Genomic DNA, 19919 nt, shown 5'->3' with positions numbered 1-19919 from the left:
GTACGGAGTCCTCCGTTAGGGGTTTGCTCACTTGATTCACGTCAAACGTGTATCGGAATTTTGCAAGGGCGGGGACAGCGATGGCGCTCAATCCGACGGAGCCGAAGTGGTCGTTGCGGTTACCCGCCGATTGCAGCATCGCGGCCATTCGCAGTGTCTATGATCTCATTCGCGAGGCGTTCGGCCGCCAGGAGCGGCTCGAGATCGACTGCTCGAGCGTCGACAAGGCCGACGTGACTTCGATTCAGCTTCTGCTGTCGACCGCCAAGACGGGCGAGGCCCAGGGCCGCCCGGTGGTGCTCACCTCATTCTCCCAGTCTCTGCGCAACACCCTTCGCCGCGCCGGCTTTGCCAGCGAGGCGATGATCGATCAGCATTTCCTGCAAAAGAAAGATGGCACCTAATGGCCACGATTCTGACCGTCGACGATTCCCCCAGCATTCGGCAAATGATCAAGGTCGTGCTCGAGCCGGCCGGTCACAACGTGATCGAGGCCGGTGACGGCGCGCAAGGGCTCGCCAAGGCGCAGGCCGGCAAGCTCGACCTCGTGATCACCGATCTCAATATGCCCGTGATGAACGGGTTGGAGCTGATCCGGGCGCTGCGCAAGCTGCCGAGCGCGGTCGGCATGCCGATCGTGTTCCTGACCACCGAATCCAACGACACGGTGAAGCAGGAGGCCAAGAGTGCCGGCGCCACGGGCTGGATCACCAAGCCCTTCAAGCCGGAGCAGTTGCTCGCCGTCGTCGGCAAGCTGGTGCGCGCATGAGTGCAATGGACCCGACCGAGGTCTTTCGTCAGGAAGCCAGTGAGCTCTTCGAAGTTCTTGAAGGTGCCCTGCTCGATCTCGGCCAGCGTCCCGATGACCGCGAACTCGTCGATTCCGCCTTCCGCGCCCTGCATACGATCAAGGGCTCGGGCGCCATGTTCGGCTTCGACAAGGTCGCCTCCTTTACCCACGAATTCGAGACCGCGTTCGATCGCGTCCGCAAGGGCGAGATCAAGCCGACGCAGGAACTGATCTCGGTCGCGCTCGCCGCCAAGGACTACATCCGCGCGCTGATCGAGGATCCCCAGTCGACCGATGACGTCATCGGCGAAGGCATCCTCGACGACCTCAAGCGCTTCGTCTCGTCCGACCAGCCTGTTGCGCCGGTCGCCGAGATCACGGAGGCCGCGGCACCGGTCGAGAGCAAGCAGGCCGGCTGGCACCTGTATCTGGAATTCGAATCCCACATCCTTCGCAACGGCTCGAACCCGCTCGACCTACTGGAAGACCTCTGCAAGCTCGGCCCCTGCTTCGTCGTGCCTGTTACCGACGGCATCCCGTTCCTCGACGAGATGGAGCCGGAAGACTGCTATCTGAAGTGGGACGTCAAGCTGCACGCGGCTTGCGACAAGGACGCGATCGACGACGTCTTCATGTTCGTCCAGGACGAGATGAAGCTGACCCTCTCGCCCTTGGCGCATGTCGAGGCGCCCGCGCCGATGCCGCTATTCCAGCTCCTCGACGAGGAGCCGGCGCCTGTGGCCGAGATGCCTGCGCCGGTGGTCGAGGCCGCCGCCGCGCAGCCCGCCGCAAAGGCGGAGCCCAAATCCGAACCGAAGCCGGAGCCAAAGGCCGAGGCCAAGCGAGACGATCGCGGCATCGCCACCGTCCGCGTCCAGGCCGAACGTCTCGACGAACTGATGGACCGGGTCGGCGAACTCGTCATCGCCCAGGCGCGGCTCACCCAGCTCGCATCTTCCGGCTCCGACCTCTCGATCAAGATGATCGCCGAGGAGATCGAGCGCCTCGCCTCCTCCTTGCGCGACACCACGATGGGCGCGCGCATGGTGCCGATTGGCTCCCTGTTCGGCCGCTTCCGCCGCCTGATCCACGATCTGTCGCGCGATCTGTCGAAGCCGGTCGAATTCGTCACCACGGGCGAGGACACCGAACTCGACAAGACCATGATCGAATGCCTGGCCGATCCGCTGGTGCACCTGATCCGCAACGCCATCGACCACGGCATCGAGGACACCGCAACGCGCGCCGCCAACGGCAAGACCGAGCAGGGCCGGATCGAGCTCGCCGCCGTTCATTCCGGCGCGCAGGTGCTCGTCACCGTGAAGGACAATGGCGGCGGCCTCAACACCGCGCGCATCCGCGCCAAGGCGGAAGAGCAGGGGCTGATCGCAGCCGGCGCCGTGCTGACCGATCACGAAATCCACCAGTTCCTGTTCCACCCGGGCTTCTCGACCGCGCAGACCATTTCGGCGCTGTCCGGCCGCGGCGTCGGCATGGACGTGGTCAAGCGCACCATCGAGAACATGCGCGGCACGATCGACCTGTCGACCCGGCCGGGACAGGGCACCACCGTGACGCTGCGCCTGCCGTTGACGCTCGCGATCATCGAAGGCCTCCTGATCCGCGTCGACGAAGGCCGCTACATCATTCCGCTGTCGGCGGTGGAGGAATGCGTCGAGCTGACGGCCGAGGACGAGCGCTCGCGCGGCCGCAACTTCCTCAACGTGCGCGGCAACCTCGTCCCGTTCCTGCGCTTGCGCGAGATCATGTCGTCGTCGGGGTCGCCCGACCGGCACCAGAAGACGATCATCATCTCGACCGGTGAAAGCCGCGTCGGTCTCGTCGCCGACCAGATCATCGGCAACCACCAGACCGTGATCAAGTCGCTCTCCAAGCTGCATTCGGACGTCACGATCTTCTCGGGCGCGACCATCCTGGGTGACGGCACGGCGGCGCTGATCCTCGACGTCGCGCAGCTCGTTGCGCTGGCGCAGTCGAAGGTCGAGAAGCAGCACATCAGCGAGGCGGCGTGATGAACGAAGGTTTGGCCGGCGAGCATCAGGCGGGCGCGATGCAGGTCGTGATGATCGGCCTCGGCGAGGAGAAGTTCGCGCTCGACGCGGGCCTCGTGCGCGAGATCATCGATCCCGTCCCGGTGACCAAGGTCGCCGGCGCGCGGGCTTTCGTTCCCAGCGTGATCAACGTACGCGGCAACGTCATCCCGCTTGCGGACCTGCGCATCCGCTTCGGCATGCCGCAACTCGACAACTCGGCCGACACGCGCATCGTCGTCATCGAGCTGGAGCTCGACGGCGAGCCTGTTCTGGTCGGCGTTACCGCCGACAAGGTCTACGAGGTCACTGAGATCTCGCAGGCCGACGTGCAGCAGACGCCGCGCGTCGGCATGCACTGGAAGCCGGAATTCATCCGCTTCATCGCCAAATGGCGCGAAGAGTTCGTCATCGTTCCCAACATGGAACGCATTCTGAATTGAAATGGGTCCCAGGGGCGGGACCTGAGGTTGAGGGGCTGGAAATGAGATTTACGGTCAAAGCGAAGCTGGCCAGTGCATTCGGCCTGGTCATCGTCCTGTCCATGGTCGCCGGCGGTGTCGCGTATATGAAGCTTGGCGACATGATGGCCACTGCTGACAGCATGGTCCTGCGCGCGACCCGGATGGAGAAGGCGACGCAAATCGAAAAGGATATCCTGCTTCAGCTGCGGGCGGAGAAGAATTCAATTCTCGGAACGGAAGCCCAGGCCGAACAGTTTGCCGCTGATGCCGCCAAGATTCGTGACCATGCGCTGAAGACCAAAGATGAGGTCTACGCGTTGGCGAGCGAAGCCGGCAGGAAGCTGCTCGACAGCTTCGCTGTGACATACGCCAAGATGAATGCGTATCAGGATGAGACGTTCAGACTGGCCAAGACCGACAAGGCAAAGGCCACCGAACGCTCCATGGGCGACGGCCGCAAGGTCATCGCGGACGCGATGGAAGCCATGGGCGCCTATGTCGGCAACACGAAAAAGCAGATGGCGGAGCAGGCGGTCCAATCCAAGGAGGAAGGCCATCAGGCGCAGTTCGTGCTGATGACGCTGCTCGGCATCTCGCTGGCGGTTGCGATCGGGGCTGCGCTCTGGATTTCCATCTCGATCAGCCGTTCGCTGGGCCGCGCCGTTGGCCTTGCCGGCGCGGTTGCGGAGGGCGATCTCAGCCAGACCATTCCCTCGGCGAGCAACGACGAGATCGGCGACCTCGTCAGGTCCCTGAACGTGATGGTCGAGAAGCTCCGGCAGATCGTCGAGGAGGCTCTCACCGCGGCAAGCAATGTCTCGGCCGGCAGCCAGGAGCTCTCCGCCAGCGCCGAGCAGCTCTCGCAGGGCGCGACCGAGCAGGCTTCGTCGGCCGAGGAAGCCTCGTCCTCGATGGAGGAGATGGCGTCGAACGTGAAGCAGAACGCCGACAACGCCAACCAGACCGAGAAGATTGCCGCGCAGTCGGCCAAGGACGCCGAGGCCAGCGGCGTCGCCGTCGGTCGCGCCGTCAATGCCATGCAGACCATCGCTGAGAAGATCACGATCGTGCAGGAGATCGCCCGCCAGACCGACCTGCTCGCGCTCAATGCGGCGGTGGAGGCTGCGCGCGCCGGCGAGCACGGCAAGGGCTTTGCAGTCGTGGCTTCCGAGGTGCGCAAGCTCGCTGAGCGCAGTCAGGCCGCGGCCGCCGAGATCGGCACGCTCTCGACGGAGAGCGTGAAGGTCGCGCAGGAAGCCGGCAGCATGCTGTCCAAGCTCGTGCCCGACATCAAGAAGACGGCCGCGCTGGTCCAGGAGATCACCGCCGCCTGCCGCGAGCAGGACGTCGGCTCGGCGCAGATCAACCAGGCGATCCAGCAGCTCGACAAGGTCGGCCAGCAGAACGCCAGCGCCTCCGAGCAGGTGTCCTCCACTTCCGAGGAGCTCGCCTCGCAGGCCGAGCAGCTCCAGTCGACCATCTCGTTCTTCCGCATCGAGCATGCCGGCCGCGGCGAGAGCGTCGCGCCCGCGCCGATCGACCGCGCCGTTACCCAGCTCCGCGCCAAGGCGGCGCACATGGCTGCGGCGGATCGCGGTGCCAAGAAGCCCGCACCCGTCCGCAAGCCGGCACGTGCGATGAAAGTCGCGGGCGGCGGCGGCTTCGCGTTCGACATGCACGACGGCGAGGACGACCGCGACGCCGAGTTTCAGCGCTGATCAACCGGTCCGGCCTCGTGCCGGACCGTACTCATGACCAAACCTTCGGACCCCTGGACTGCATCATGGCCGCAACCTCGCAATATCTGACGCTCGGGCTCGCCGGCGAGACGTTCGGCATCAGCATCCGCAACGTCCGCGAAATTCTCGACATGCGGCCGATCTCGCGGCTTCCGCACGCGCCGAACTTCCTGCTCGGCATGATCGACGTGCGCGGCAGCGGCTATCCGATCGTCGACCTCCGGGTCAAGCTCGGCCTGCCGAGCGTGGCGGCGACCGAGGCGACCCGCATCATCATCCTCGACGTGCCGATGAAGGACCGCCTGGTCGGCGTCGGCTTCGTCGCCGACTGCGTGTTCGAAGTCACCGACATCGACGAGCAGGCGATCGAGCCGATCCCCGAGGTTGGCGGCAAATGGCAGTCCGACTATGCCGCCGGAATCGGCCGTAAAGGCGAGAAGTTCGTGGTCATCTTCGATCTCGCCAAGCTGATGGCGCACGACGAGATCCCGGAAGGGCGCGATGCGCCCCGCGCCGCCTGAGTTTGCAAGAGTGAAGCGTGGTCAAGCGTAAGCACCCCAATTCGAACCAACGAGACTGACATGAGATTCACCGTCAAAGCCAAGCTTGCCAGCGCCTTCGGCGTCGTCATCCTGCTCTCCATGATCGCCGGGGCGGTCGGCTACATCAAGCTGGCCGATATGGTCGGAACCACCGAGAGTCTGGTGAGCCGTGCGGGCCGGATGGAGAAGGCCTCCGAGCTCAAGGAAGGCATTCTCTTCCAGCTTCGCGCGGAAAAGAACTCAATCCTCTCGTCGGACGCCGAGTACGATCAGTTCGTGGCCGATCTCGCCAAGACCCGCGAACAGCTCGCCAAGTCCAGGGACGAGATCTATGCAGCCGCCAGTGAAAGCGGCAAGAAGCTGATCGATGGCTTCTCCGCCGCCTATGGCAGGATGAACGCCTACCAGGACGAGACGGTCAAGCTCGCGAAGACCGACAAGGCGAAGGCGATGGACCGGTCAATGCATGACGGCCGCAAGGTGGTCGCCGATGCCCTGGATGCGGCCAATGCCTACATCAACAACGTCAAGAAGAACATGGCGGAGCAGGCCGAGCAGGCCAGACAGGACGGCTCGCGCGCCGAGATGCTGCTGATGAGCCTGGTGATTGCCTCGCTGCTGATCGCAGCGGTCGCCGCCACCTGGATCGCGCTCAACATCAGCCGGGCGCTGGCACAGGCCGTCGGCCTTGCCGACGCCGTTGCGATCGGCGATCTCAGCCGCAAGATCGAGTCGTCGAGCAATGACGAGATCGGCGATCTCATCAAATCGCTGAATGCGATGACCGTGAACTTGAATGCCACCGCGGCGGTCGCCAACGAGATTGCGCAGGGCAATCTCATGGTTGAGGCCAAGCCGCAGTCGGACAAGGACACGCTGGGCCTTGCCCTTGAGCGCATGGTGGAAAAGCTCCGGCAGATCGTGTCGGAGGCGCTGACCGCGGCGCAGAACGTCTCGGCCGGAAGCCAGGAACTCTCGGCCAGTGCCGAGCAGCTCTCGCAGGGCGCGACCGAGCAGGCTTCGTCGGCCGAGGAAGCCTCCTCCTCGATGGAGGAGATGGCCTCGAACGTGAAGCAGAACGCCGACAACGCCAACCAGACCGAGAAGATCGCCGCGCAGTCGGCCAAGGATGCCGAGGCCAGCGGCGCAGCCGTCGGCCGCGCCGTCAACGCGATGCAGACCATCGCCGAGAAGATCACCATCGTGCAGGAGATCGCGCGCCAGACCGACCTGCTCGCGCTCAACGCGGCGGTGGAGGCCGCGCGCGCAGGCGAGCACGGCAAGGGTTTTGCAGTCGTCGCCTCCGAAGTGCGCAAGCTTGCCGAGCGCAGCCAGGCTGCCGCGGCCGAGATCGGCACGCTCTCGACCGAAACCGTCAAGGTGGCGCAGGAAGCCGGCACTATGCTCTCCAAGCTCGTCCCTGATATCAAGAAGACCGCCGAGCTGGTCGAGGAGATCACCGCGGCCTGCCGCGAGCAGGACGTCGGTTCGGCCCAGATCAACCAGGCGATCCAGCAACTCGACAAGGTCGGCCAGCAGAATGCCAGCGCCTCCGAACAGGTGTCCTCGACCTCCGAGGAACTCGCCTCGCAGGCCGAGCAGCTCCAGTCCACCATCGCCTATTTCCGGATCGAGCAAGGCGCAAAGGGCCATGCGGCTGCGCCGATCGACCGGGCGGTGAACCAGCTGCGGGCCAAGGCAGCCACCATGGCGGCGGTCGAGCGTCCGGCGAGGAAGTTCCAAGGCAAGCCCGCGCGCGCCCTGAAGGTTGCGGGCGGCGGCTTCGCCTTCGACATGAATGACGGCGAGGACGATCGGGACGCCGATTTCCAGCGCTAAGGCTCTTTGAGGGATCGGCCCCCACCGGGGGCCGATCTGTCGTCAGTGATTGCGTGAAAGTGTGGGATTCAAGATGGCCCGTACGGCCCGACATTCAGTGCAGGCGGCCATCTCGGACCAGGGCCGGCGACCATGATGCCCGCCATGCAGGACTCGGCCGTCCATCTGTCGGACCGTCACTTCCGGACCATCGCCGAATTGATCGAGGGCAAAGTCGGCATCAAGCTGCCGCAAGGCAAGCGGCTGATGCTGGAGGGGCGGTTGCACAAGCGCGTGCGCGCGCTGAACTTCTCCGGACTCAACGAATATGTCGACAACCTGTTCGGGGCCGAGCATTTCGACACCGAGCTCACCCATCTGATCGATGTGGTGACGACCAACAAGACCGACTTCTTCCGCGAGCCCCAGCACTTCACCTTCATGCGGGACGTCGCGATTCCGGCCCTGCTCAAATTGCATGGACGCAGGAACGCAAACCTGAAGATCTGGAGCTCGGCGAGCTCGACCGGTATGGAAGCCTACACGACCGCGATGGTGCTGGACGACATGACGCGGAACGGCTCGCGGTTTCAGTACCGCATCCTCGGGACCGACATCTCGACCGCGGTGCTGCGCCTCGCCAAGACCGCGATCTACACCCGCGACGTGCTCGCGCCGGTGCCGGAGCACTTCGTGAAGCGATACTTCCTGTCGTCGCGGGACAAGTCGCGCGACGAGATGCGGGTGGTGCCGGAATTGCGGCGCATGACGCATTTCATGCGGATGAACCTCATGGATGCGTCCTATCCCGTCGACCGCGACGTCGACATCATCTTCTGCCGCAACGTCCTGATCTATTTCGAGCGCGAGACGCAGCGCAAGGTGATCGAGCAATTGTGCAGCCATCTGCGGCCGGGCGGCTATCTGCTGGTCGGGCATTCTGAATCGATGATTCACAGTGCCGTGCCGGGTTTGAAGCAAGTTCAGCCAACCATTTTCAAGGTCTAGCCGGAGCGCAACCAGAATGCCGAGGGAGAAAGTTCGCGTGCTGATCGTGGACGATTCGGCGTCGGTGCGCCAAATCCTTCAGACGATCCTTTCTGAAGATCCCGACATCGAGGTGATGGCGACCGCGTCCGATCCCTTCGTCGCGGCCCGCCGCCTCGAGAAGGAGCTGCCCAACGTCATCATTCTCGATCTCGAGATGCCACGCATGGACGGCATGACCTTCCTGCGCAAGATCATGGCGCAACGTCCGATCCCGGTGATCATCTGCTCCTCGCTGACCGAGGAGGGCTCGAACGTGATGTTCGAGGCATTCGAGGCCGGCGCGGTCGACATCGTGCCGAAGCCGAAGATCGACACGCGGCAGGCGCTGCTCGAATGCTCCACGCGGCTGCGCGAGGCCGTGAAGTCGGCGGCGCGCGCGCGGGTGCGCCCGCGCTCGGAGCGTCGGGTGGTCGAGAAGAAGCTGACGGCCGACGCCATCATCCCGCCGCCGGTGCAGGGCAGGGTCCGGCCGACGACGGAGCGCATCGTGTGCATCGGCGCCTCGACGGGCGGCACCGAAGCGCTCAACGACGTCCTCGAGATGCTGCCGTCGCACTGCCCTCCCATCGTCATCGTCCAGCACATGCCAGCGGGTTTCACTGCGGCATTTGCCAGACGTCTCGACAGCGTCTGCCAGATCCGGGTCAAGGAGGCCGAGGACGGCGAGCCGGTGCTGCCGGGCTGCGCCTATATTGCCCCGGGCGCCCGTCACATGCTGCTCCAGCGCATCGGCCTGCGCTACCAGATCGCGATCAAGGACGGCCCGCCGGTGTCGCGGCATCGCCCGTCCGTCGACGTGCTGTTCCGCTCGGCGGCCCAGCACGCCGGCGCCAACGCGCTCGGCGTCATCATGACCGGCATGGGCGACGACGGCGCGCGCGGCATGCTGGAGATGCGCAAGCTCGGCGCCTCGACGCGGGCGCAGGATGAGGACAGCTGCGTGGTGTTCGGCATGCCCAAGGAGGCCATCGCCCATGGCGGGGTCGAGAAGGTCGTGCCGCTGCACCATATTCCGCGCGAGATTATGCTCTGGTACCAGGCCGGACACGTTGCGGTGGCAGGTTGATTGCAATGTCCGCCATTCCGGCCATCACGCTTACTGAAGCGACTGCGGCGATCGAGGATGTCTCCTCGCGCATCGAGGATGTCTTCGCGCGCGTCGGTCGGGAGCTGGGTCGCGGCCACCTCATCTTCAAGGAGCTGAACCAGGGCCTCGCGACGCTCTCCGGGGAGCTCTCCGGCGCCGAGATCGAGGGTGCTGCGACCGCGTTGCAGGAGATCGCCGCGCGGCTCAGCGAGCTGGCGCAGGCGTTGCCGGCCGAGAGCGCCCTGCTTGCAACGATCGGCGCGAGCACGGCAGAGGCGTCCTCGCTGCTCAAGCCGCTGTTCAAGCACATCGGGATGATCACCATCATCGCGCGCAGCGCGCGGATCGAGGCGGCTTCGCTCGATGGCGACCGTGAGGGCTTTCTCGCCTTCACGCAGGAAGCCTACGATCTCGGCAGGGCCGTGCAGCACTCGATCGAGGGCTGCGCGAGGGACCAGCAACGCCTGTCGGAAGCCGTCGCCACCGCCTCCGGCCGGCAGAAGGAGTTCGAGAACCGTTACCGGGATCAGCTGGTCTCGGAGAGCGCCGAGCTCGGCGAGGCCTATGGCGGATTGCGCGACCAGCGCAGCAAGAGCAGCCATGTCGCCGACCTCGCCGGCGCCAGCACCAGGAAGATCGCCGAGGCGGTCGGCAGCGCGATCATCTCCTTGCAGGCCGGCGACAGCACGCGCCAGCGCCTCGAGCATGTCTGTCACGGTCTCGGTCTTGCGTCAGGACCTTCTCCAAGCCTCGTTCCCGAACCGGTCACGAGCGATGACGGCGCGCGCGCCATCTGCCTGTTGCAGGCGGCCCAGCTCAGGGACGCCCAGCGCGAGTTCGGCGGCGACATCGGCCAGATCGTTCGCGCGCTGACGGCTATCCTGCATGATGCGGGCAGCGTCGTCGGTCACGGCCGTACGCTGTTCGGCGGCGAGGATGGCGGCTCGTCGTCGTTCCTGGCGCGCATCAAGCAGATACTGGCGCATGCCTCGACCCTGATCGCCACCTGTGAGGGCGCTGGCCGTTCGGTCGATGATGCACTGGCCATTGTCGAGGATACGCTGGCGAAGTTTCGCCAGGCGATCGCCGGGCTCGCCGATGCGACCGTCGACATCACCCTGATCGGGATGAATGCCGGCCTCAAGGCAAGCCATCTCGGCAGCCGCGGCAGCGCCTTCGTCGTGATCGCCAACGAGCTCAAGGCGACTGCCGACCAGGTTTCGGCGGGGGCGGGGCGCCTCCGGCCCGTGCTCGACGGCATCGAGCACTCGGCCAAGGCGCTGAAGGAGCTGCGCGTGCAGGGCGATCCCACGCAGCTTGCCAACCTCGAGCCGCAGATCCTCCAGGCGCTGCGCGAGGTCGAGGCCGGCAACGAACGGCTCGACAAGCTGATGAGCCGGCTCGTCGACGAGGGCGCGGAATTCGAAGGCCTGATGAATTCGGCACAAGGCCTGATGACCAAGCTCGGCGAAAGCTCCGCGACTTTGCCTGCGGTGGCCGCGCGCCTCGAGACTGCGAATGCGGTCGCCCGGCGACCGCAACCGCGTGCGCAGGACGAGGCCATGCTCGACGATCTCTTCGCGCGCTACACGATGGAGCGCGAGCGGGACGTCCACCGGGAGTTCCTGCAAACGCTCGGGCTAGCGTCGATCGCCGCCACGCGGCGCGTCGAGGCGGTCGAGACCGCCGATGACGGCATAGAATTGTTTTGACATCGGCCGCGGCGTCGCCTCGCGCGCCCGCGGCAATTCGATGGATTGGGTTTTCGGGGTGTTAACCCTGCCGAAAGCGCCGATGGTTTGGTCATTGCCGCGCCCCAGAGTTGGTCGCAAATAGCTGTGAATTTTCACGTCGAGAAATGTCGCATGTTGAGAGACGGCAAATACGCTGCCTGGTTCAGGACCCCGCGCGGCCAGGGCACCGGCGTCGTGGATCTGACTGGGGGCCGGATCTCGGGCAGCGACAGCTTCTTCACCTATGGCGGCTCCTATCGTGTCGAGGAGAAGCATTTCTCGGCCGTCTTGATCGTGAACCGGTACGCGGATGGTCCGCCGAGCGTGTTCGGCCCGGACGAAGTCGAGGTCGATCTTGCGGGTGTGTGCAGCGGCTTGGTCGCGACCTGCTCGGGCACGGCCAAGGAGGCGCCCGACGTCAAGTTCGAGGCGACGCTGATCTACAGCCAGGAAGATGCGCCGGCCGCCGACGCACGATGCGCGGTCGTGAAGCTCAATGCCGACAAATTGCCCAAGAGCCCCGACAGCCGCTCCCGGCCGCGCCGTCCATTTGCGCCGCCCAAGGGGCCTGCAAAGGCTCCCGCGTCTTAGCTTTGCATTGACGCTGTTGTCGCGAAAACCCTTCGTCACCGCACTGCGGCAACCGTGCCTTTAGAGGTGAAATCTAGGTTGGAGCCCATAACAAGAGACGGACAGGGATATGCCTCAAATCTGGATGACATATGACGAACTCGCGACGCTCAACGGCTGTAGCGCTGCCGAAGCCCGGCTTCAGGCGCAGCATCTGTCGCTCGACCGCCGCAAGAGCCGCGACGGAAACACCCGCGTCAAGCTGAACCTCGCCCTGATGGGCCGGTTCTTCGAGAGCATTCGCGAAGCCGAATTCGGTCTCGATGATGCGATCGTGGCGTTGCGTGAAACCCATCGGCAGATGTCGGGAGTTCTCGCGACCGAGCAGGAGAGGCTCAGGCGCGGCGTGGCGTAACTCCACCGCGCCCCCGGCCGTCGGCCGCGCTAGGACGGCGGCCTCGGCAGGAAAGCCAGGATGGTCTGGGCCAGAAGGACGCCGACGGTGCCGCCGGCGGCCTTTTGCAGCATATCGATGAGCCGCGGATCACGATCCGGCGTCACCGCCTGCAAGACCTCGAGGCCGACGGCAACGGCCACCACGAACGCGCAAGCCAGTTTGAGGCGCCCCGGCAGCAGGAACGACAGCAGGAAGCCCAACAGGCCGTAGGCGCTGAAGCGCTCGATGACGACGACCCAGTAGGCCTCCGCATGGCCCATGAGCACAGGCCTGCCCGCGAGCCTGGCGAGCGTGGCATAGATGATGAGCGCGAGGCAGATTCCCGCGGCTGCGATGAGATGGTTGCGGCGCATGGCGCCAACATAACCGGTCGGTCCGCCGGTCGCTTTCGAAAGCCAAGAATATCGTTAAGGTTCATGAACCTTCGAGGCCATGAACCGGCGTTCACGAGCGAACGGCTGCGACGGCCCATTTCGGCGGTTGCGCATCCTGACGACGTCAAGCGTGGCGATGCAGTCGCGACTTCATGCAGACGGCGCTGAGTTGGCTGGGGGCGTCATCAACCCGGCGGCTCGCTGGTCTCGTGACCCATAATCTCACGGCCATGAACAGGATGTTGATGCCAAGCCAGATCGACAGCACGATCAGGAAAGAGCTTGCCATGACTCCACCTCCCGCATTCCTTTCGGGACCAATGCGGGGCGCGGTCGAGAGTTCCGCTTTTGCGGAGGGGGCAGCCGATCGTCCCTGCCCAAATTCTCGTCATCGATGAGTCGGGCCAACCGGATCAGACTCGAAGCCGCACGCCTGATCGCATGACGAAGTCGTTCGCAGGAAAGCGTCGTTCAGCGCCGATTGTAGGACCAGCCCTTGTCGACATCGGTCGGGTAGTGGGCCGCAAAGTACGGATTCCTGAGGCAGTTTCGCGCAGGATCATAGATCCAGTCCGCGCATTCGCGGTAATTCAGGAATCTGCAATCGAAGCCAAAGGCACACCATGGCGCGCCATTCGGAAATCCGAACCGCACGGGGACTTGCGCCGACGCCATCGAGGGCAGAGCCAGGAGCAAAGCTACGGCCAGTGCGCGGAACAACATGATACATTCCTCCAACAAACAAACGGGCGGATATCGAAGCCGGTCGATGATCAATCTTCATCGCGGAACAGCTTAACATCCAGACGCGGAGAGATCGAGTGTGCTGAAGGCGTTGGGGCTGCGTCGATCGGCGGCTTTCCGCTCGCCGATCGACGGAGCAGGCGCGCGCGTCCGTGAACTGTCGCGCGCGACCGGCGCGACGGACGCTAGCCCTTCTTGGTGCCCTTGGATTTCAGCGTCAGGCCGAGACGCAAGGCCATGCGCTTGATCGCATCGGGCGAGCGACCGAGAAGTCTCGCCGCCTCTTCCAGCGAAGTCGAAGACTTGGCCAACTCCATCAGCCGGCGGTCTTCCTTGAACGACCAGGGCCTGCGCGCCATAACCGAATTCATCCTCTCGTCGACACAACGACAAAGCCGCCAAGCGGACCCACGTTCGCTCGACGGCTTTGCTTGGGTGGGGCCGGGCTTGGGGCAGCCCGGTGCTGAAGATGGATATGCGATCCCTCGGCATTCGCAACAAACAACGCGGATTAAGCTAACCGCTCAACCTTACCGCGATGAAATCGGCGCACGGCGCTCCGTAGTACCACGGTGTTTTTGTCAATCGCGGTTGATCCGCGCGCTCCGACAGCCGCGATCGAGGATGTTCTGTCATCATGTCCGGCCGTCGCAGAACCAGCGGACGGCTCTCGAATCCTGGCGGGGATGGCGGCCGGGCTCGCGTCGGATCTTGCCGGGATCGACGGCGTCGCGGAGCATGGCGTCGCGGAGATCGTGGCCGGGCCGATCCGCCACGAAGCCGGCCTGGCCGTGCCCCGTTGTGCGGAGCCGGGTCGTCGCCGCGCCGCATCCACGACTGAGGGGCGCCGCGCCAAAATCCGGAGACATCATCTTGCCGCGATGACTTGCGCGCGATCGCAGAATCGACGTCGCGGCAGCCGCGTCGCGCGGAGCCCGAAGTCAATTTCATTTGAATCACCGCGCGATGTCGATCGCAATCGCTCCGAACGAAAATCGATCCAATCGCGACGACACGCATGCTGCAAGCAAATCCCGACAAGCAGCATTGCGCTTCGCTCAGACGGCCCGTCACGAGATCGTCGAATTCGTTCGGCTATGTTCGCGCGAACGGCGGCGAACAAATCAAACAATCAGAAGACCGAGATGCTTCAGAGAGCGCGAGCGGCACTTCCCCTCACGAAGATCAGAGAGCGGGCATTCGAAGGCGCATTTTTCAGCGTTGCGCTGATTGCGATGGCGGGCTGGGTGTACTTCATCACGCTTTTGCTGGTGCGATTGTTCCTCTGGTTCTTCAGCTGAGCGCGCGGCAGACCACTTCGCAAGCACGGTGCTGCCCAAAAAATCCCGGGCGTGGCAAGAAAATCAGCGGCGCTCATCATGATCTCGACACAACTCGAAGACGAGACTGACGCATCGTGTTGGCGAGAGTGTGGCGTGTATTCTGAGGATTTGCAACCGGCGTGGCGGCGCCGGCTTGTATTGCGGCAGGGGAGTGGATCATGACGGGAACGCGGGCAGACGCCATCACCAGTTCGACCGACACCGCGCCGAGGCGCTATTTCGTCGATGCGGGTGGCCGGCGTGTCCTGATTGGCCTGACGCCCGAGGAGACGTTCGAGTTCGAGCGGCTCGACAGCGGACAGGCGCCGGGCCGGGTACAGGTAGCGTCCGAGGGCCGTGACGTGTGGCCGGATGCCGGTGAACGGCGCCGGCTCGAGCTCTACGAGAAGCACGAAGGCGCCTGGAGGGCCTGGATGGCGCAAAGCCGCACCGAACGGCGCGAAGGATTCAAGCTTTATTAACCATCCCGGACCCATTTTCTGGTCTGGCGCCTCGAACCGGAAAGTGCACGCATGTTTCAGCTCTTCTTGCGGGCCCGCACCCATAACTTCCTGAAAGATCGTTTCGGGGGCGAGCAGACGTTCCGTGCGCGCTCGCCCGAGCGCGATGCTGAAACCGATCGCACCCGCGTCGATGCAATCATGGCGGCAATCGAGGAGGCTCTGCACGCGGCGGAGCGGGAACAGTCGGGTCTGAACCGCCGCGTGGAAGACGTGCTGGCGCGTGCGGCCGTGACCTTCGGCAACGGCGATGACGAATATCTCGAGCGCGAGGCGCTCGACAACCACCACCAGGATCTGTTCGACAAGGAGATCCTGAACGGCCAGCGCCGGCTCAAGGAGCTCGGCGCCTCGATCGCTCATTTCAAGTTCCTGAAGGCGGCGATGCTGAGCCGCTTTCCGGAATACCGGCCTCCGGCAAGCTCCACCAATTAGAGTGCGGCGGGCGAGCCCGGTGGGCTAGATCGCGAGCATGCTGTTGCCCTGGATCGACAGCAGCGTCAGATTTCCGGTGGCGTACGCGCCGGTATCGATGTTGGCGCGGTTTTCCAGCAGCTCGGCCTGCCGCACCGGCGTGTGGCCGTGCACGACATATTTGCCGAAGCGCCTCTTGCTCTGGAGGAATTCGTCCCTGATCCACAACAGGTCGGATTCGCGCTGTTCGGAGAGCGGAATGCCCGGGCGCACCCCGGCATGGACGAAGAAGAAGTCGCCGCATGTGAATGTCGGCCGCAGCTGGCGCAGGAACGCGATGTGCTCCGGCGGCATCGCGGATGTGAGCTCGCGCACGAGATCGGACAGTTCGTCCTTGCTGAGGCCCGGCGCGGCCGACACGCCATACGACATCAGGGTCTGGAGTCCGCCGAACTGAAACCACTCGGTGGCGCGCGAGGGGTCCTCCAGCACCGAGGTGAAATAGGCCTCGTGATTGCCCTTGAGGAAGACCGTGTTGCGGCGGCGGCTGCGCCTGATCAGGAGGTCGAGGGTGTGGCGCGAGTCCGGTCCGCGGTCGATGTAGTCGCCGAGGAAGACCTCGATTGCGCGATAGGGCCGGCTGTTCGCCATGTCCGCATCGATGACGGCAAACATCTGTTCGAGCAGATGCGCGCAGCCGTGGATGTCGCTGAGCGCATAGATGCGCACGCCGTTCGGTAGCTTCGGCCGGGGCGAATTTCGGGGCGCTGTCGTGGGCATGGGGCCCAACTCTTTCAGAGAGCTTCGCCCGGGATGTCAATATGCTATCGACGAAATCGAGGCGCCACGAGCCGCTTTTTTCCTGCCGCCCGCTGCCGAAGGCTCATCCAGAGCTATGCAAACCGCCGATCGTCGCTGCTTCCAGGCCGACTAGCCGAAGCTCCGGCTGTCGAACGATGGCGCGGCCTTGCCACGATAGGCTGACGCTCGCACGCGGACCAGAGCCGCGCCGCAGAAATAGCCAAATTGGAGCACCGCCGCAAAAACCAGAATCGTGACAACGGTGTGAGCCGAATCATGTCCCTGCCAGGCCGCGCCCGCCCCGATGATCGCTGCACCGAGAATGATGGCAGGTGGCAGGATGAAGACTCGGAATCGGCCTCCCAGCAACGATCCGATCAGCAGGCTGAAGACGACGACGGTACTCACGACACAACTCCTCGAATTGGTCACGAGTGTTAATGGACGCGAGCTAATAACGGCTTAAGCGGCATGGTTGAACAGCCGTTCAAATGCGCGCGACAAGTTGCGCGAAAATGACGCGATTTGATAGAAATCGCGGCGCGATGCCCGCATAATTGTCACGTGTGTGACAGCAGTTTGAGCATTCTCTCGTTGCGATGCTGCGTTGCGTGAAAATCGATTTGATTTTTTCGGTGCACTGCCGCAATGTCGCTTTGTTTAGTTAAGATATACTTCGGCGCACGGCGAAAAAAATTCGGATCGATTTACTCGCAATTCATTGCGGGTGCGCGACGAGGCAGCGAGGTTCTGATGGCTGTAGCAACTTACGGTTCGGAAAACTATTATTCGGCTATATCGAACCGACGCGGTGCCCTCCAGAGACCCCTCCAGGTGGCCTTGATCGCCGGCGACTTCGTCGCCGTGCTGCTCAGCTATTTCGTGGCGAGCGGTTTGTATCGCGTGCTTGTCGTCGAGCAGGATTCGTCCGTCGGAGCCGGTCTCGTCGTCGGCGCGGTGTTCGTGATGATCGCCTATTTCCAGGGCGTCTACGATCATCATCGCCTGTTGAGCACGGTCTGGCAGCTGCGCAAGGCCCTGGCGGTCTGGCTGATCTCGCTGACCATCCTCGCGGTCGAGGCGTTTCTGCTCAAATCGTCCGCGGATCTGTCGCGCGGAACCACGCTGCTGTTCGCCGCGACCGGCGGCGTTGCCTTGGGCGGGCTGCGCGTGTTGTGGCGCCTGGCCCTGACCTCGAGCTATGCCAAGGGCCGTCTGGTCGATCGCAAGGTCGTGCTGCTCAGCCTCAAGCCGCTCGATTTCACTTCGACCCGCTTCAAGGATCTGCGCAAGCACGGCTTCAACGTCGTACGGCATTTCGTGCTCGAGCCGTCCGAAGAGGGCGCGGGCTGGGATCGCGAGATTCGCGACATCATTCGTCAGGGCCGGACGGCGGACGTGGAAGAATATCTCCTGGTCATCGACTGGGACGAGATGCCGCTTCTCCAGAAGCTGAGCCAGCACCTGCGCGTCGTTCCGCAGCCGATTCGTCTTCTGCCTGATTTCCCGATCGCCGATCTGGTCTCGCGTCCATTCCAGCCCGTCAGCGGCACGGTCGCAATCGAGATCCAGCGCGCGCCGCTCAGCGTGTTCGAGCAGGCGCAGAAGCGCTGCCTCGATATCGGCCTTGCCTCGTTCGCGCTTTTGTTGCTGGCGCCGCTGCTGGTGACGGCCGCGATCATGATCAAGCTCGATTCCAAGGGCAAGGTGATCTTCAAGCAGTCCCGGCGCGGCTTCAACGGCAAGCAGTTCGAGATTTGGAAGTTCCGCTCCATGACGGTGGCGGAGAACGGCCATGTCGTCACGCAGGCGACGAAGAGCGACGCGCGGGTCACCCGTGTCGGCCGCGTGCTGCGGCGGACCAGCATCGACGAACTGCCGCAGCTTTGGAACGTTCTGCGCGGTGAGATGTCGCTGGTCGGGCCGCGCCCGCATGCTCTCGCGCACGACAATTACTACGACGAGCTCATCAGCAATTACGTGTACCGGCATCACATGAAGCCGGGCCTGACCGGATGGGCCCAGGTCAACGGCTTCCGCGGCGAGACGCCGACCATCGACCTGATGGAAAAGCGGGTCGAGTATGACGTCTGGTACGTCAGCAACTGGAGCATTTGGCTCGACATCAGGATCATCCTGAAGACCGCGTTGGCGCTGATCCACCAGGAAGCCTACTGAGCCGGACCGGCATCGGGCCTCGCGTTTGCCGGGCCTGATGTGCACGACGTCCGTGCAGAGGGGAAACGGCCTGCATCTTGCAGCACGCGATTCGTTGCTGCCCATCCGGCCATTTTGCGCCACCCAAACGCTGAGCTTTGCAGATTGAGCCATCGCCTCGCCAAGTTCGCTGTCTTGCCGTTGCTTCTCGCCTGGGCGATCGCTGCGTCCTGCTCGGATGCGGTCGCGTTGGAGTGGGGCGTCGGGGGACCGCCGCAGAAGCGCAGGAATCTCGAGCCGATCTTCCAGCTCATGAAGGAGCGAGGGCTCACACAATATAGGACCGGTCTCAATCTGACGCAGGATGCCGAGGCGGTCGAAGCGCCGATGTTCCGGCAAACCATTGCGTTGGCCAGGAAATATTCGATCACGCTCCATCCTCTGATCAACTTCCCCTTCCGTTACGGCGACCGCACCGACAAGGGGCGGTACCCCAAGGGAGATCGGGACGCCCTCTACAGGCAGGGCTACGACCGCACCTACGCGTTTGTCCGGCAGTTCAGGGGAGATGTCTTCGACTGGGAATTGGAGAACGAGATCAACCTGCTCGCGCTCGATTCCGACGGGAAGAAGCTGTTCGGGCGCGGGATGACCGCGGCGGACTTCGAAATGCCGGTGATGGAAGACTGGGCCCAGGTGCTGCACGGCGCCTCCGATGCGATCGACCAGATCAATCGCGAGACGGGAAGCCATCTGCGCAAGGTGCTGAACACGACGTCAACGATGTTGGGCTTCCTGGACTTCATGGAGTCCCGGGGCGTGAAGTACGACGTGATCTCCTACCACTATTACGAAGTGGCGGGGCAAAATCCGCACCGGCACTGGAATGGACGAAACCCGCCATTCGATCTGTTCAAGAAGCTTGCGTCCTATCACCGTCCGGTGACGTTCAACGAAGTCAATTGTGCCGAGATCTACAAGCCGGCCTATGGAAATCAGCCTGGCGATCCGCTGACGGAGCAATGCCTCCGATCACTGCGCGATACCTTCCAGTATCTCAAGAACCAGAAAGACGTCGAGATCGAAAGCGTCATGGTCTACGAGCTGTTCGACGAGCCGCAGAAGAAGCCTCCGGAGAACAGGTTTGGACTCATGTACGAGATCGACAGGCCCAAGGTCGCGCTCTTTCTGCTTTTGGAATTTGCGGGCGGCCGTCTGTCGGCTGAAGAATTGACAGAGTTGAGAACCAGGGGGCTGTAGCTCTCGGTCTCCGTGCAAAAGAGAA

At 63.8% G+C, this 19919-nt stretch carries 23 protein-coding genes; 17 read left to right on the top strand and 6 right to left on the bottom strand.

From position 1 onward, the window contains the following. Positions 1 to 80 precede the first annotated feature (80 nt). The 12 genes from BM118_RS23475 to BM118_RS41625 all read left to right on the top strand — a co-directional run bounded on the left by BM118_RS23475 (position 81) and on the right by BM118_RS41625 (position 12259). Positions 81 to 404 carry an STAS domain-containing protein gene (locus BM118_RS23475; protein ID WP_177234615.1) on the top strand — a complete coding sequence of 108 codons (324 nt, stop codon included), beginning with the start codon at positions 81 to 83 and terminating at the stop codon, positions 402 to 404. Next, positions 404 to 769 (top strand): response regulator, encoded by a 366-nt coding sequence (locus tag BM118_RS23470; protein WP_008142319.1) that lies wholly within the window; start codon positions 404 to 406, stop codon positions 767 to 769. The genes BM118_RS23475 and BM118_RS23470 overlap by 1 nt, the downstream gene beginning before the upstream one ends. Further along, positions 766 to 2823 (top strand): chemotaxis protein CheA, encoded by a 2058-nt coding sequence (locus BM118_RS23465; protein WP_092187849.1) that lies wholly within the window; start codon positions 766 to 768, stop codon positions 2821 to 2823. The genes BM118_RS23470 and BM118_RS23465 overlap by 4 nt, the downstream gene beginning before the upstream one ends. Continuing rightward, positions 2823 to 3284: a chemotaxis protein CheW gene (locus BM118_RS23460; RefSeq protein ID WP_177234614.1), complete on the top strand. Its 462-nt coding sequence runs from the start codon at positions 2823 to 2825 to the stop codon at positions 3282 to 3284. The genes BM118_RS23465 and BM118_RS23460 overlap by 1 nt, the downstream gene beginning before the upstream one ends. Before the next feature lie 41 nt (positions 3285 to 3325). Further along, complete coding sequence (locus BM118_RS23455; protein WP_092187847.1) at positions 3326 to 5023, top strand: methyl-accepting chemotaxis protein; 1698 nt, start codon at positions 3326 to 3328, stop codon at positions 5021 to 5023. Positions 5024 to 5088: 65 nt separating this feature from the next. Next, positions 5089 to 5565 (top strand): chemotaxis protein CheW, encoded by a 477-nt coding sequence (locus BM118_RS23450; RefSeq protein WP_092187846.1) that lies wholly within the window; start codon positions 5089 to 5091, stop codon positions 5563 to 5565. Between the two features lie 60 nt (positions 5566 to 5625). Continuing rightward, positions 5626 to 7425 (top strand): methyl-accepting chemotaxis protein, encoded by a 1800-nt coding sequence (locus BM118_RS23445; RefSeq protein ID WP_092187845.1) that lies wholly within the window; start codon positions 5626 to 5628, stop codon positions 7423 to 7425. A gap of 132 nt (positions 7426 to 7557) precedes the next feature. After that, positions 7558 to 8412 carry a CheR family methyltransferase gene (locus BM118_RS23440; protein ID WP_092187844.1) on the top strand — a complete coding sequence of 285 codons (855 nt, stop codon included), beginning with the start codon at positions 7558 to 7560 and terminating at the stop codon, positions 8410 to 8412. Positions 8413 to 8428: 16 nt separating this feature from the next. Beyond that, positions 8429 to 9520 (top strand): protein-glutamate methylesterase/protein-glutamine glutaminase, encoded by a 1092-nt coding sequence (locus BM118_RS23435; protein WP_092187843.1) that lies wholly within the window; start codon positions 8429 to 8431, stop codon positions 9518 to 9520. Positions 9521 to 9525: 5 nt separating this feature from the next. Then, a complete protein-coding gene (locus BM118_RS23430) occupies positions 9526 to 11253 on the top strand; it encodes a chemotaxis protein (RefSeq protein ID WP_092187842.1) in 1728 nt (575 codons plus the stop codon). Between the two features lie 153 nt (positions 11254 to 11406). Next, positions 11407 to 11865, top strand: coding sequence for a hypothetical protein (locus BM118_RS23425; protein ID WP_092187841.1), 459 nt, complete (start codon positions 11407 to 11409; stop codon positions 11863 to 11865). Between the two features lie 109 nt (positions 11866 to 11974). After that, on the top strand, positions 11975 to 12259 hold the full coding sequence (locus BM118_RS41625) for a hypothetical protein (RefSeq protein ID WP_177234613.1): 285 nt from the start codon (positions 11975 to 11977) through the stop codon (positions 12257 to 12259). A gap of 29 nt (positions 12260 to 12288) precedes the next feature. On the opposite strand, the gene BM118_RS23415 is transcribed toward BM118_RS41625, so the two are convergent. From BM118_RS23415 to BM118_RS41610, 4 genes are all read right to left on the bottom strand, one after another. Further along, entirely contained in the window at positions 12289 to 12654 is a 366-nt protein-coding gene (locus BM118_RS23415) for a VanZ family protein (protein ID WP_092187839.1), read from the bottom strand. Between the two features lie 145 nt (positions 12655 to 12799). Beyond that, complete coding sequence (locus BM118_RS41620) at positions 12800 to 12964, bottom strand: hypothetical protein (RefSeq protein WP_177234612.1); 165 nt, start codon at positions 12962 to 12964, stop codon at positions 12800 to 12802. Positions 12965 to 13146: 182 nt separating this feature from the next. Continuing rightward, complete coding sequence (locus tag BM118_RS41615) at positions 13147 to 13398, bottom strand: hypothetical protein (protein WP_177234611.1); 252 nt, start codon at positions 13396 to 13398, stop codon at positions 13147 to 13149. A 206-nt stretch (positions 13399 to 13604) separates the two neighbouring features. Next, positions 13605 to 13778, bottom strand: coding sequence for a hypothetical protein (locus BM118_RS41610; protein ID WP_177234610.1), 174 nt, complete (start codon positions 13776 to 13778; stop codon positions 13605 to 13607). 327 nt (positions 13779 to 14105) lie between these two features. On the opposite strand from BM118_RS41610, the gene BM118_RS41605 reads away from it, so the two are divergent. The 3 genes from BM118_RS41605 to BM118_RS23395 all read left to right on the top strand — a co-directional run bounded on the left by BM118_RS41605 (position 14106) and on the right by BM118_RS23395 (position 15697). Continuing rightward, complete coding sequence (locus BM118_RS41605) at positions 14106 to 14720, top strand: hypothetical protein (RefSeq protein ID WP_210189062.1); 615 nt, start codon at positions 14106 to 14108, stop codon at positions 14718 to 14720. A 200-nt stretch (positions 14721 to 14920) separates the two neighbouring features. Continuing rightward, positions 14921 to 15223 (top strand): hypothetical protein, encoded by a 303-nt coding sequence (locus tag BM118_RS41600; protein ID WP_177234609.1) that lies wholly within the window; start codon positions 14921 to 14923, stop codon positions 15221 to 15223. 51 nt (positions 15224 to 15274) lie between these two features. Then, on the top strand, positions 15275 to 15697 hold the full coding sequence (locus BM118_RS23395; protein ID WP_177234608.1) for a hypothetical protein: 423 nt from the start codon (positions 15275 to 15277) through the stop codon (positions 15695 to 15697). A gap of 24 nt (positions 15698 to 15721) precedes the next feature. Here the strand turns inward: BM118_RS23395 and BM118_RS23390 are convergent, their stop codons facing one another. Together BM118_RS23390 and BM118_RS23385 are read right to left on the bottom strand one after the other, a co-directional pair. Further along, positions 15722 to 16456: a metallophosphoesterase family protein gene (locus BM118_RS23390; protein WP_092187837.1), complete on the bottom strand. Its 735-nt coding sequence runs from the start codon at positions 16454 to 16456 to the stop codon at positions 15722 to 15724. Between the two features lie 150 nt (positions 16457 to 16606). Further along, positions 16607 to 16885, bottom strand: a complete 279-nt coding sequence (locus tag BM118_RS23385; protein WP_244550206.1) for a hypothetical protein — start codon at positions 16883 to 16885, stop codon at positions 16607 to 16609. Positions 16886 to 17230: 345 nt separating this feature from the next. Between BM118_RS23385 and BM118_RS23380 the strand changes: the two genes are divergently transcribed. Further along, positions 17231 to 18655 (top strand): undecaprenyl-phosphate glucose phosphotransferase, encoded by a 1425-nt coding sequence (locus tag BM118_RS23380; protein ID WP_092187835.1) that lies wholly within the window; start codon positions 17231 to 17233, stop codon positions 18653 to 18655. Between the two features lie 39 nt (positions 18656 to 18694). Continuing rightward, the gene (locus BM118_RS23375) at positions 18695 to 19894 is read left to right on the top strand and encodes a glycoside hydrolase family protein (protein ID WP_244550205.1); all 1200 of its coding nucleotides are present in this window, start codon (positions 18695 to 18697) and stop codon (positions 19892 to 19894) included. Positions 19895 to 19919: the final 25 nt, after the last annotated feature.

The sequence above is a fragment of the Bradyrhizobium sp. cf659 genome, assembly GCF_900113725.1.
GTDB lineage: Bacteria > Pseudomonadota > Alphaproteobacteria > Rhizobiales > Xanthobacteraceae > Bradyrhizobium.
Note: the sequence above shows the minus strand (reverse complement) of the source record. Positions and strands in the feature narration are given on the sequence as shown.